Origin of the sequence: Sphaerisporangium krabiense, assembly GCF_014200435.1 — a bacterium.
GTDB classification, from domain to species: Bacteria; Actinomycetota; Actinomycetes; order Streptosporangiales; family Streptosporangiaceae; genus Sphaerisporangium; species Sphaerisporangium krabiense.
The window spans coordinates 338,541-350,459 of sequence record NZ_JACHBR010000001.1; the positions used below are offsets into that span (position 1 = coordinate 338,541).

Genomic DNA, 11,919 nt, shown 5'->3' on the forward strand with positions numbered 1-11,919 from the left:
CCGGGGCATGGCGGCACTCACCCCGGTCGACCCCCGGGGGAAGGATAACCGGCGCCGGTCGCCGGAAGTCGAGGATCCGGCGGCGCGGGTGAGTTCCGGGCGACGGCGATGACGAGCCCGGCCGGCACCCGCCGCCACCGCCGGCTGTCCTCGCTGCGCGGGTTGTCCCCGAGGACCACCACCTCGCCCGGGGGTACCGTGCTGCCCTCCGGCAGGCCGTGCGCCGCGCGGACGGCCTCCGGCACCGGGTCGCCGGCGAGCGCGACGAGGCGCTTGACCCGCCAGGGTCCGAGGCCGGGGCCGCGGGTCGCGCCCGGCGGCGGCTTGAGCAGGACCACCGCGCCACGGTCCCCGGGGCGCACGGCGCGGCGGACCATGAGGATCCGGTCCCCGGGCGCCAGCGTCGGCGCCATGCTGCCGCCGGACACCCGGACCTGAACGAGCCGCGCCCGGGCGGCGCACAGCAGCAGCGCGGCACACGGCAGCGCACCCGCCACGGCCACGGCGGCGGCGCTCACGCGTCCACCTCCGCCGAGGACCGGTCGCGGTATCCGTCCGCCTGCAGGGCGAACAGCCCGGCGTACGTCCCACCGCGGCGGATCAGCCCGTCGTGGTCGCCGCACTCGACCACCCGCCCGCCGGCCAGGACGACGATGCGGTCGGCGTCGCGCAGGGTGCCCAGGCGGTGCGAGATGAGCAGGCTGGTCCGGCCCCGCCGGTACGCCCGCAGGGCCGCGTGCACCTCGTGCTCGGCCCGGGCGTCCAGGCCGGAACTGGGCTCGTCCAGGATGAGCAGGTCGGCGTCGGTGCGCATCACCGACCGGGCCAGCGCGACCCGCTGCCACTGCCCGCCGGACAGGATCGTCCCGGCGCCCTCGCCGTCGCGCTCGTTGGCGAAGAACACCCGGCTGAGCATGGTGTCGTAGCCGGCGGGCAGGTCGCGCAGGAACGCGTCGGCGCCGGCCAGCAGCGCGGCCTCCGCCACGCGCGGGCGGTCGTGCATGGCGTCCGGGTCGCCGAGGCCGATGTTCTCCGCCGCGGTCAGGTCGTAGCGGAAGAAGTCCTGGAAGACCGCGCCGAACCGGGCCCGGAGCGTCTCGGGCCGCAGGTCGCGCAGGTCCACGCCGTCCCAGAGGATCTGGCCGCGCTGCGGGTCGTAGAACCGGCACAGCAGCTTCACCACCGTGCTCTTGCCGGCGCCGTTCTCACCGACCAGGCCGACGGCGCTGCCGAACGGCACGGTGAACGACACCCCGCGCAGCACCCACGGCCCGCCGTCGTAGCGGAACCACACGTCCCGGAACTCGATGCCGTCGCGCAGCGGGCCCGGGCGCCCGTCGCCGACCGGCAGGTCCCGCGGCGTGGCCATCACCTCCCGGTAGTTGCCGAACACGAGCAGCGCCTCGTACGCGGCGGTGACCCGGGAGGCGACGCCGAGCAGCGCGGCCTGCACCCCGGCGACCGCCGCGACGAACAGGACCACGTCACCCGGTGTCAGGTGCCCGGCCGCGGCCCGATGCACGGCCAGGACCAGCCCGCCACCGGTGACGGCGCCGCCCAGCAGCGCGGAGCCGGCCCGCAGCCGGAACACGCGCGCGTCGAAGGCGTTCTCGGTGCGGGTGGTGTCGCGCATCGCGGCCACCATCCGGCCGTACAGGAACCGGGTGGTGCCGAACAGCCGGCCCTCCATCGCGGCCGCCCGGTCGGTGAGCAGCATCTGGTAGAAGAGCCGCCGCCGGTAGCCGGGCGAGGTCGCCATGTACATGCCGGCCCGGCCGCCGGCCAGGCGCAGGTCGGCCACCACGACCGGTATCGCGGCGAGCAGGGTCGCCACCACCATCGGGGGCCACAGCAGGTACAGGGCGGTGACGAACCCGGCGAGCTGGACCAGGCCACCGGCCGCGCCGGCCAGCCCGCCGGTGGTCTGCTGCGGCGCCGCCTCGCCGGCCTGCTGCGCCAGCCGCAGGCGGTCGTAGAGCCGCGGGTTCTCCAGCGGGGCCAGCCCGACGAAGGAGTTGACCTTGCCGAACAGCGTGCGCTGGACCTCGGTGGCGATCGCGCGGCGCAGCACCGGCGTGACGTACTGGTCGAGTTGCCCGAGAACGGTCACCGCGACGGCGGTCACCGCGACGGCGGCGGCGAGCCACCCGGCGGCCTCGAACCGGCCGTGGGCGAGCCGGTCGATGAGGAGCTTGGTCGACCAGGCCACCAGGACCGCGGCCCCGCCGTGTACGGCCGCGCTGGCGAACTCGGCCGCCGTGAGCCACCGGCTGGCGCGCCAGCTCAGGCGCAACGCCGCCGCGGCGCGACGGCCGATCTCGCGTCCGCCGGGCCACCCCGCCGTCGCGGTGGCGGCGTCCGCGGTTCCGCCCGGACCGGTCATGCCGGTACGGGAAGACGCAGGTCCCCGAGCATGTGCGTGGCGGCGACGAGCCGGCCCTGCTCGTACAGCAGGAACGTCGGATAGGCGGACACGCCGAACGGGGCGAAGCGGGCGTCGCTGTATCCCTCCGCCATGATCGTTTCGCAGCCGTCGCCCAGCGCCCGCACCATGTCGTCCGCGCCGGCCGCGACCGGCGCCGACACGACGGCGACCGCGTGGGCCCCGGTCTCGCGCAGGGCGAGCGCGGTCTCCCGCAACTGCGGCAGGCTCTCGTGGCACGGGCCGCAGGTGGCCGACAGGAACGCGACCAGCGCGGTACCCGTGGCCAGATCCTCCGACGACACCGCCCGCCCGCCGTCCGTCCGAGCGGTGAACGCGGGCAGTGCCGCGCCGATCTCCGGCAGGCTGGCGCCGGGCGTGGGCGCGGCGGGCCGTTCGCGGACGATCCTCGCCAGCCGGAGCACGAGGGCGAGGTTGAGCGCGCACGCCAAGGCGAGCACGACGACGGCGACGAGCAGTCCGGTCAGCATGGCAGACTCCGTTTCAGGCACGCCCGGCGAGGAGGCGGGCGTCGTCCCAGTGGATGACGGGGAGGGCGAGCCCGGCGCCGACGACGGCCGCGAAGGCGGCGCACAGCCAGCCGTCGAGCGTCACGGGCGGGGTGGCCGGGGCCAGCTCGGCGGCCAGCGCACCGACGGCCAGCAGGCAGAGCAGGATGTTCCGCCAGAGGTGGTCCCGCCGGAACGCCCCGCCGCCCGAGCCGAAGCACCGGCACGACGCCGGGGCGCCGCGGCGCAGCGCCCGCCACACGACGGCGGTGAACGCCGACAGCAGCACCGCGGCGGCCGCGGGACCGATCCCGTGGCGCGCGCCGTCCGGGGCGGGGATGACGAGCAGCGCCGCCACCCCCACCTCGGCCATGGCCACCCCCGTCCCGAGGACCGTCGCGGTCCGGCCACGGGCGAGGCCGAGATCCCGGATCGACGCGGCGAAGTCCCGCCGTGCGGACGCGGACCGCACCTTGCTCACCCCCGCAACGAGCAGGACGCAGCCGAGCAGCAGGCGAACCGTCACGAGCACGAACCACATGCGGGACCTCACAGGTCGTCAGGGCCGATCGGCCGGCGGGATCAGCAGGCGAAGGTCTCGCAGCGGCACGTCCACGACGTGTAGGTGATCGTGCAGTTGCCCGACTGGGTCGCGACGCGGGTGCAGCGGTTCCAGCTGTTCGGGCCGATCTGGTCGGCCTTGCACTCGGTCCAGCTTTCCTTCGGGCAGACGGCCGAGGCGTCGGCGCGGGCGGCGCCGAGCCCCAGCAGGCGGTCGAGGACCTTGGTCATCTCATCTCTCCGTTCGGTGGGGGCGCCGGGTCCGTCCCGGCGCCGGTCGATGTGCGGTACCGGTCAGCAGGGGTTCAGCGAGCACCCGCAGCCGTACTCCGACCCGCAGCGGACCACGCAGCCCTGGCTGATCTGGCAGTCGCGCTTGCAGCGCGCGGACCAGCCGGTGTGCTGCGTGCAGGTGTACTCGGTCCACGAGTCCGGCGCGCAGCCCGCGCTCGCCTCACCGCCGGCGGCGAAGGCGCCCAGGATGCGGTCGAGTAGCTTCGTCACGACCTTCCTCCGTTCCCATCGATGCCGGGGTGGACATTCGGACGCGCCGTTCCGGTCGGCCCTCCCGGCCGAGCCGACCGGGGACAAGCCTTCATCGCACGCCTTGTTCTCCGCTTGTCGAATCCTTGGCGTGCCGGTCAGCATCGCGATCAGGGCGTCGCCGGACCGGGCGGAGCCGATCGCCCCGGACCGGGACGGGGTGGAGCATGCGGCGGCCGGGCGGTCGAGCGGTTGCCGAAGCGGTCACCTGGCCGGCGGTGTCGCGCCACGGTGGCAGGCGACCGGGACAACGAAAAGCGGCGGTACCCCCCGATCGGGGAGTACCGCCGCTGTGGCCGACATCTTCCGAACCGCCCTGGAAGGGGCTGGTTCGGAAAGGCCGTTCGGGTGGAGGTGGCGGGAATCGAACCCGCGTCCTTCGGCACCGCGTCAGGGCTTCTCCGGGCGCAGCCTGCTGTGATTTTCTCGGCCCCGGTGATCACGCAGGCGAGTCACCGACGGGCCCAGTCACTGTTTGGTTTCCCTACCGACCCCGTGACCGGGTCGATCGGTTTAGCCTCCTAGCGATGCCAGATCCCGGGCCGGAGGCGATCCCGGGCTGACAAGGGCGAGGTCCTCGCTCAGGCGGCGAGGGCCAGCTGGCCCTGAGTGCGCGTGTTATTGGCACTTATTGTGTGCGGTCACAGTGTTAACGAGGTTATGTCCGCAGTCCTCGACCCGCTTCCCCTGGCGTGACATGTCGAAGTCGAAACCGGTCACCCCCTGGAGTGGCAGCCAGGCCCCTGCGGGCCCGGCTACCTCGAAGATACTCTAGACAACACCCTGGGCGTCAACTTGATTCCCCTGCGGCACCGGCGGCCCCGCGGGCCGCCGGGCATGCCGAAACCCCCGGAGACGTGGCACGTGGCGCACGCCCCCGGGGGCCGACCGGCAGGGTCGAGCCGGTCCGGACGGCAGGGCTTCCCCCGAGATGAAGCCCTGGTCTCATCACGGCGACTGAGTCCGCAACCCCCAAGCGGTGCCCAGTCACTCAGGAAGACGCAGGACAGGGCCCGGATGGTTGCTCGCGTCCGCGACATTTTTCCGCGGGTCGCCGGGCCCCCTCCGCGAGGACCTACGACGCCGTGGCCGTCCCGCGGAAGAACTGCCCGGCGATCTTGGCGGACGCGCCCGGATCGGTGGCCTCGGTCACCACGGCGACCGCGACGTCCCCCTGCCACCCGACGAACCACGACAGCGGCCTCGGCCGCTTCTTGTAGAGGTAGGTGACGCCGGACGAGACGCCGTAGACGTCCTCCCCCGGCGCGGCGGCGGCGGCCGACGACCCCGAGGCGACGCCCGCGCGCATGAGCCCGCGCAGGTCGTCCAGGGTGGCCGTGTCCAGCGCCATGGGGCTCGGCTTCGGGGGCGGCGGGGTCTGGGCGGCGGCGTCGGGGGCGGCGGGGGCGGTGACCAGCGTGGGCGGCCGCCAGGTGCCGGACTTCACGGCGGCGGCGACCAGGGCCATCGTCAGCGGGCTGACCCGCACCGTCTGCCCAGCGATGATCTTGGCCTTGGCGGCGTCGCCGGCGGCCTGCGGCACCGTGCCGCTGAAGGACCGCAGCGGCAGCGACCAGCCGACGCCGACGCCGAACCGCGAGGCGGTCTGGGCCAGCTCGGCGGCGTCCACCCGGCGCGCCAGGGACGCCAGCGCGGTCACGCACCCCTGGGCGAACCCGGCCCTGATGGTGAGCGAGCCGCCGGTGGGAACCGACGCCTGCTGGAACCGCGCGCCGCCGACCGTGCGGTCGGCCGGGCACGGCACCTTCTGCCGCAGGTCCGCCCCGGCCCGCAGCAGCGCCTCCAGCGCGATGATCGAGAAGGTGCTGCCGGGCGGGAACTTCCCGGCGAGCCCGTCGCGCTGCTGGTCCATCTCGTGGGCGCCGACGGCGAGGATCTCGCCGGTGGACGCCTTGACCGCGACCAGCGTGGCGGGCGCGGTGCCGCTGACGGCGAGGTCGGCCGCGTGCTGCACGCCCTTGTCGATCGTGGTCTTCACTGACGTCGTCGCCGTCCTGCCCTCCCACTTGGCCAGCTCGGCGACCGGCTCGCTGGTCTTGAGGTCGTAGGTGATGACCTTGGTGCCGGTGGAGCCGGTGAGCTGGTCCTGGTAGGCCTTCTGCAGCCCGCCCTGGCCCACGGTGTCGCCGGCCCGCTGCGGGCCGCCGAGCTGCTGCTCGGTCTCCGGGGTGATCGCGCCGACCTTGCCGATGATGTCGGCGGGCTCGGCGGGGGCGACCGGCTGCGACTTCTTGTCGATCTTCAGGTCGGGAATCTCGTTCAGCTGGTCGAGCAGCTGGGCGTACTTGCGCCCGCCGAAGGTGACCAGCGGCACGAAGTCCTGCGGCGGGGCGGACCTGATGCGGCTGAGCAGGCGGTCCTGGGCGAAGCCGGTCAGGTGGTAGAGCCGCTCGCAGACGCCGACGGGGTCCTTCACCCGGGCCGGGTAGACGCCGGCGACATAGAGCGTGGCCTCCCGCTGGAGGGGGTCGCCGTTGCGGTCCTCGATGGGCTGGCGGCCCTCGGTGGAGACCTCGACGGCGAAGCGCTGGCCCTGGCGCAGCTCGGGGTGGATGACGCTCGGCGACCAGCGGACCTTCCACCTGCCGTCCACCAGGTGCAGCGGCAGCTTGTTGTCGTACTCCCACAGGGGGTTGTTGTCGCCGAGGTCGACCTGGGTGCGGAAGTCGGCGACGGCCGAGTCGCCGTCCATGGTCAGGCCTTTGAGCGAGAAGCGGATCGACGCGGCGTCGAGCTGCAGGCCGGCGTCCTCCAGGGCCTTGCCGACGACCTTGGGGTCGCCGTCGGTGCGACCGGCCGCGTCGGCGTAGTGGCCGGTCTGCCAGCCGACGAGGAACTCGCTGACGGCGTCGTGCGGCGACGGCTCGGCGAAGCAGGCGGACGCCGTGGGGACGAGCACGGCGAACGCCAGCCCCGTCGACAACGTTCTTCTCATGCGCACGCCACGGCTCCCGCGCGTCACCGGTTGCGGTGCCGCAGGGCGCGGGCCATCTCGCGGTTCGCCTGCTTCTCGGCGAGGTCGTGGCGCTTGTCCCAGGTCTTCTTGCCCCGGGCGATGCCGATCTCGATCTTCGCCTTGCCGTCCTTGAAGTACAGGGCGAGGGGGACCAGCGTCAGACCCGACTCCTTCGTCTTGCCGATGATCTTGCCGATCTCTTTCCTGTGGAGCAGCAGCTTGCGCGGGCGGCGCGCGGCGTGGTTGGTCCACGTGCCCATGTGGTACTCGGGGATGTGGACGTTCATCAGCCACACCTCGTCGTCCTTCACCTGGGCGAAGCCGTCCGCGAGGCTCGCGCGGCCCTCGCGCAGGGACTTGACCTCCGTCCCCATGAGGACGAGCCCGGCCTCGTAGGTGTCCTCGATGTGGTAGTCGTGCCGGGCACGCTTGTTCTGGGCGATGAGCTTCCGCCCGGTCTCACGTGGCATAGCTGCGAGCCTACCGGGGCCCGTCACACCCGCAGGTATCGCCGGAGCATGAAGAACGAGGCCAGGATACAGATCAGGACGCCCACCACGGTCGTCAGCGTGATCACCTGGGCGACGTCGCTCCAGCTTAGCTGGGTGGACAGCACGAAGTACTGTTTCATGCCGTCGAACAGCACGATCTTGGCGAACATCAGCAGGACCGCCGAGATCACGCCGCCCACCAGGCCGGCGATCGTCCCCTCCATGACGAACGGCAGCTGGATGTAGAGGTTGGAGGCGCCGACCAGGCGCATGATGCCGGTCTCGCGTCTGCGGTTGTAGGCCGACAATCGCACGGTGTTGCCGATCAGCAGGATCGCCGCGAACACCTGGATCATCGCCACGACGAGCGCGGCCCAGCGCAGCTTGCCCATGAGCCCGAAGAACTTGTCCAGCAGTTCCTGGTCGTTGACCACGTTGGACACGCCGGGCGCGCCGCTGAGCGCGTCCACGACGGCCTTGTAGTCGTTGGGGTCCTTGAGCTTGACGCGGAAGGACTCCGGCATGTCCTCGGGCTTGACCGCGGAGAGGAGGACGTTGTTGCTGCTGAAGGTGGCCTTCCAGTTCTCGTAGGCCTTCTGCTGGCCCTCGAAGAAGACGGTCTCCACCTGCGGCATTCCCTTGATCCGGGCCTGCAGCGCCTGCTTCTCCTGCTCGCTGACGGCGCCGCGCCCCTTGCACGCCTCGAACGGGTCGTTCTTCTTGCACAAGTACGCCGAGAGCTGGACCTTGTCGGTCCAGAAGGTGCTCATGTTCCCGACCTGCGCGTTGATCATCAGCCCAATGCCGAGCAGCGCCATTCCGATGGCCACGGTCACGATGACGGCGATGGTCATCGTGAGGTTTCGGCGCAGGCCGATCCAGACCTCAGAGAAGATGAAGTTTGCCCGCATGCTTTGGGTGTCCCCTGTTGCTCTCGCTTGGTGATCAGTACGCCTGGCCGTAGACGCCGCGCGACTGATCGCGGACGATCTTGCCGTCCTCCAGCTCGACCACGCGCTTGCGCATGGAGTCGACGATGGCGGCGTCATGGGTGGCCATGACGACGGTGGTGCCGGTCCGGTTGATCCGGTCGAGCACCTTCATGATGCCGATGCTGGTCGCGGGGTCGATGTTGCCGGTCGGCTCGTCCGCCAGCAGGATCATCGGACGGTTCACGAACGCGCGCGCCATCGCGACGCGCTGCTGCTCGCCTCCGGACAGCTCGTCGGGCATGCGGTGGGCCTTGCCCTCCAGCCCGACCAGCTCCACGACCTCGGGCACGACCTTGCGGATGAACCGCCGGGGCTTGCCGATGACCTCCAGCGCGAAGGCCACGTTCTCGTAGACGTTCTTGTTGGGCAGCAGCCGGAAGTCCTGGAAGACACAGCCGATGCGGCGGCGTAGGTGGGGCACCTTGAAGTTGGACAGGCGCGCCAGATCCTTGCCGGCGACATGGATGGCGCCCGAGTTGGGGCGCTCCTCCTTCAGGACCAGCCGGAGAAAGGTTGACTTCCCCGACCCCGAAGGACCGACCAGGAACACGAACTCACCCTTGTCGACGTCCACGCTCACGTGGTCGAGGGCGGGCCGGTTCTGGTTAACGTAGACCTTGGTGACATTATCGAAATGGATCACAGGCGCATCACGGCATGCCAGTCTAGGGGTTGGGACGGTCGCGGGAGTGGCCGCGTGAGCCACATCGCATTGCTCGCCGACCGGGGGGCGCCGGTCTTTACCATTGATCGACGTTCCGGTTGGCCGAGGCTCAGTCTAGGGGTAACACTGGCATGGAACGTCCATAACGGAAACAAAACGATTCCACACTCGCTAACGGCCTGGTAAAGCGATCACCGTGGAGAGGGAGATATCCCGTGAGCTGCGAACACCTCATCTGCGCCCAGTGCGCCGGCCCCGTGGTCGAGGGACGCTGCCCGGCGTGCAGGGCGGCGAGGAGCAGGGTGCACCACCATGGGTTCGGTGGCCTGTCGCCCGTGCTCATCGCGATCGTGCTGGTCGCGCTGCTGGTCTTCACGCTGGCGCTCAGGCACCTGTACGGCGCCTGACGGAGCGTTCCCGCGGCGAGGACGGCCCCGCGCCGCCCGCGATGGCGAGGGCGCGCGGACCTCGGTCCGCCGCGCCCGCCGTCACTCGGGGGCGCCGGCCTCCTGACGGCGCATCCAGCGGATCTCGCCCTCGATGAAATCGTCCAGGTCACCGTCGAGGACGGCGCTCGGGTTGCCCGCCTCGACGGAGGTGCGCAGATCCTTCACGATCTGGTAGGGGTGCAGGACGTAGTTGCGGATCTGCGTGCCCCACGAGGTGGTGGACTCGCCGCGCAGCTCCGACATCTTCTCCGCCTCCTCCTGCCGCTTGCGCTCCAGCAGCTTGGCCTGCAGGACGGTCATGGCCGAGGCGCGGTTCTGGAGCTGGGAGCGCTCGTTCTGGCAGGAGACCACGATGCCGGTGGGCAGGTGGGTGATGCGGACCGCCGAGTCGGTGGTGTTGACGCCCTGGCCGCCGGGACCCGAGGAGCGGTACACGTCGATGCGTAGATCGTCCTCGTTGATATCGATGTGGTCGGTCTGTTCGACGACCGGCACGATGTCCACGCCGGCGAAGGAGGTCTGGCGGCGGCCCTGGTTGTCGAACGGGCTGATGCGCACGAGGCGGTGGGTGCCGTGCTCGCCGCGCAGGGTGCCGTAGGCGTAGGGCGCCTTGACCACGAAGGTGGCCGACTTGATGCCGGCCTCTTCGGCGTAGGAGGTGTCGTAGACCTCGGTCGAGTAGTTCTTGCGCTCGGCCCAGCGCAGGTACATGCGCAGCAGCATCTGCGCCCAGTCGGCGGCGTCCACGCCGCCGGCCTGGGAGTTGATCGTGATCAGGGCCTCGCGGGCGTCGTAGGGGCCCGACAGCAGCGTGCGGACCTCCAGCGCGTTGATGTCGCCGCGCAGGGAGGTCAGCTCGCGCAGGGCCTCCTCGCGGGTGTCGGCGTCGTCCTCGGCCTCGGCCAGCTCGTGCAGGACCGCGACGTCCTCCAGCCGGCGGCTCAGGCCCTCGACGCGGTTGAGCTCGCCCTGCAGGTGAGAGAGCCTGCTCGTGACCTTCTGGGCGGCCTCGGGGTCGTTCCACAGATCGGGCGCGGCTGCCTGCTCCTCGAGCTCGGTGATCTGCTTGCGCATGCTGTCGAGATCGAGGACGTCCTGAATGCCCTTCAGGATGCCGTTAAGCTCGCGGATCTCTTCTGAGGGATCGATGGCTGCCACATCTGCCAAGGGTACGCGACACCGCGGGCACCTCGCGCGTCGCTAGCATGGGCGGGGGACTCATCGGGAGGCGAGCGTGAAAAGGACCATGCGTGCCGCCTTCGTGGTGCTCCTTTTCGCCCTCACGGCCTGCTCGCCGGGCGGTTCCGCGCCCGGCCGCACGCCCGCCGCGGCCACCGCCGCCGCCACCCCTGTGCGCGGCGCCGCCGCCACGGCCTCCCTCACCACGTCCCCCTCCCCCACCGCCGAGGCGCCCGCGGTGACGCTGAAGGAGGCCGCCGCGGTCGCCCGTGAGGTGCTCGGGGCCGACGACGCGGCGCGGGCCGCGGGCGCGGAGTCCTACGCCCTCGACCTGACCCGCGACGCGCAGCGCCTGGTCACGGTGACGGCGTTCAAGTCCACCCGCATGAGGCCGCCGCGCTACACCTGGGGCGCGCCGAAGGTCATCGTCCCCCGGCTGGACCGCTACCCGTACTGGTTCGCCGCGTTCGCCGAGCGGCGCGACCCCGGCGGCGAGGACCGCACGGCCGTGCTCGTCTTCATGAAGGAGTACAGCACCTCGCTGTGGCAGCTCGGCTTCTCCTCGCTGCTCTACCCCGGCGCCAAGCCCCCGGCCGTGCTGCTCGACGCCGAGGGGTACGCCACGCCGCTCGCCACCCGGGACGAGTCCCTGGCGATCAGCCCGCACCTGATGGCCCCGCTGCACGCGACCATCGCCGAGGAGGGGCCGGGCGGGTTCGCCGCGAGCCTGATCGCGGCCGGCCCGCAGACGACCGGCTACTTCACCGAGGTCGGCGAGGTCCAGCCCGAGGAGAAGCGCCGCGGCCTGCTGTACGACTCGATCTTCGCCGCGACCACCTACCCGATCTACGCGCTGCGCGCCCCCGACGGCGGCGCGGTGATCATGTACTCGCTGACGCGCACGACGTCGCGGCAGGTCAAGACCGACAACGCGCTCGGCCTGGTGCCCGTGCCGAAGGACGTCCGCTGGGCCACCGACAGCCCGGTGGTGCGGCGCAGGCTCCGTATCGAGGAGACCCAGCAGTACGTCGGCCACATCTCGCGCCGGGGTGCCGTCGAACCCGCCAAGGTGATCGGGTTCGACGGCACCCCGACCGGCGTGTCCAGCGACATGCCGGCCGGGGACTGAGGG

The 11,919-nt window shown here is 71.7% G+C and carries 13 protein-coding genes and 1 other RNA gene; 2 read left to right on the forward strand and 12 right to left on the reverse strand.

Annotated features, from left to right (window positions below):
• Window positions 1-17: 17 nt before the first annotated feature.
• The 11 genes from BJ981_RS01470 to ftsE all read right to left on the reverse strand — a co-directional run bounded on the left by BJ981_RS01470 (window position 18) and on the right by ftsE (window position 9,138).
• Complete coding sequence (locus BJ981_RS01470) at window positions 18-518, reverse strand: S26 family signal peptidase (RefSeq protein ID WP_204070154.1); 501 nt, start codon at window positions 516-518, stop codon at window positions 18-20.
• Window positions 515-2,383 carry an ABC transporter ATP-binding protein gene (locus BJ981_RS01475; protein WP_184607946.1) on the reverse strand — a complete coding sequence of 623 codons (1,869 nt, stop codon included), beginning with the start codon at window positions 2,381-2,383 and terminating at the stop codon, window positions 515-517. Before BJ981_RS01475 ends, BJ981_RS01470 begins: the two co-directional genes overlap by 4 nt.
• Window positions 2,380-2,913: a TlpA family protein disulfide reductase gene (locus BJ981_RS01480; protein WP_184607947.1), complete on the reverse strand. Its 534-nt coding sequence runs from the start codon at window positions 2,911-2,913 to the stop codon at window positions 2,380-2,382. Before BJ981_RS01480 ends, BJ981_RS01475 begins: the two co-directional genes overlap by 4 nt.
• A 13-nt stretch (window positions 2,914-2,926) precedes the next feature.
• Entirely contained in the window at window positions 2,927-3,463 is a 537-nt protein-coding gene (locus BJ981_RS01485) for a MauE/DoxX family redox-associated membrane protein (protein ID WP_184607948.1), read from the reverse strand.
• A gap of 50 nt (window positions 3,464-3,513) precedes the next feature.
• Window positions 3,514-3,723 carry a hypothetical protein gene (locus BJ981_RS01490; protein WP_184607949.1) on the reverse strand — a complete coding sequence of 70 codons (210 nt, stop codon included), beginning with the start codon at window positions 3,721-3,723 and terminating at the stop codon, window positions 3,514-3,516.
• Between the two features lie 63 nt (window positions 3,724-3,786).
• Window positions 3,787-3,996 carry a hypothetical protein gene (locus BJ981_RS01495; protein WP_184607950.1) on the reverse strand — a complete coding sequence of 70 codons (210 nt, stop codon included), beginning with the start codon at window positions 3,994-3,996 and terminating at the stop codon, window positions 3,787-3,789.
• Window positions 3,997-4,381: 385 nt separating this feature from the next.
• Window positions 4,382-4,759: a transfer-messenger RNA gene (gene ssrA, locus BJ981_RS01500) on the reverse strand.
• A 351-nt stretch (window positions 4,760-5,110) separates the two neighbouring features.
• The gene (locus BJ981_RS01505; RefSeq protein WP_184607951.1) at window positions 5,111-6,991 is read right to left on the reverse strand and encodes a penicillin-binding transpeptidase domain-containing protein; all 1,881 of its coding nucleotides are present in this window, start codon (window positions 6,989-6,991) and stop codon (window positions 5,111-5,113) included.
• A gap of 23 nt (window positions 6,992-7,014) precedes the next feature.
• Window positions 7,015-7,482, reverse strand: a complete 468-nt coding sequence (gene smpB / locus BJ981_RS01510) for an SsrA-binding protein SmpB (RefSeq protein ID WP_184607952.1) — start codon at window positions 7,480-7,482, stop codon at window positions 7,015-7,017.
• A 23-nt stretch (window positions 7,483-7,505) separates the two neighbouring features.
• The gene (gene ftsX / locus BJ981_RS01515) at window positions 7,506-8,414 is read right to left on the reverse strand and encodes a permease-like cell division protein FtsX (RefSeq protein WP_184607953.1); all 909 of its coding nucleotides are present in this window, start codon (window positions 8,412-8,414) and stop codon (window positions 7,506-7,508) included.
• A gap of 34 nt (window positions 8,415-8,448) precedes the next feature.
• Window positions 8,449-9,138: a cell division ATP-binding protein FtsE gene (ftsE, locus tag BJ981_RS01520; protein WP_114029179.1), complete on the reverse strand. Its 690-nt coding sequence runs from the start codon at window positions 9,136-9,138 to the stop codon at window positions 8,449-8,451.
• 236 nt (window positions 9,139-9,374) lie between these two features.
• Between ftsE and BJ981_RS01525 the strand changes: the two genes are divergently transcribed.
• Window positions 9,375-9,566, forward strand: coding sequence for a hypothetical protein (locus tag BJ981_RS01525; RefSeq protein WP_184607954.1), 192 nt, complete (start codon window positions 9,375-9,377; stop codon window positions 9,564-9,566).
• Window positions 9,567-9,647: 81 nt separating this feature from the next.
• On the opposite strand, the gene prfB is transcribed toward BJ981_RS01525, so the two are convergent.
• On the reverse strand, window positions 9,648-10,766 hold the full coding sequence (gene prfB, locus BJ981_RS01530; RefSeq protein ID WP_184607955.1) for a peptide chain release factor 2: 1,119 nt from the start codon (window positions 10,764-10,766) through the stop codon (window positions 9,648-9,650).
• Window positions 10,767-10,842: 76 nt separating this feature from the next.
• On the opposite strand from prfB, the gene BJ981_RS01535 reads away from it, so the two are divergent.
• Complete coding sequence (locus tag BJ981_RS01535) at window positions 10,843-11,916, forward strand: DUF8094 domain-containing protein (protein WP_184607956.1); 1,074 nt, start codon at window positions 10,843-10,845, stop codon at window positions 11,914-11,916.
• Window positions 11,917-11,919 lie beyond the last annotated feature (3 nt).

Coding starts and splice junctions, on each gene's coding strand:
- BJ981_RS01480 (WP_184607947.1), bottom strand. CDS start 2,913: ATGCTGACCGGACTGCTCGTCGCCGTCGTCGTGCTCGCCTTGGCGTGC.
- BJ981_RS01490 (WP_184607949.1), bottom strand. CDS start 3,723: ATGACCAAGGTCCTCGACCGCCTGCTGGGGCTCGGCGCCGCCCGCGCC.
- BJ981_RS01505 (WP_184607951.1), bottom strand. CDS start 6,991: ATGAGAAGAACGTTGTCGACGGGGCTGGCGTTCGCCGTGCTCGTCCCC.
- ftsX (WP_184607953.1), bottom strand. CDS start 8,414: ATGCGGGCAAACTTCATCTTCTCTGAGGTCTGGATCGGCCTGCGCCGA.
- BJ981_RS01475 (WP_184607946.1), bottom strand. CDS start 2,383: ATGACCGGTCCGGGCGGAACCGCGGACGCCGCCACCGCGACGGCGGGG.
- smpB (WP_184607952.1), bottom strand. CDS start 7,482: ATGCCACGTGAGACCGGGCGGAAGCTCATCGCCCAGAACAAGCGTGCC.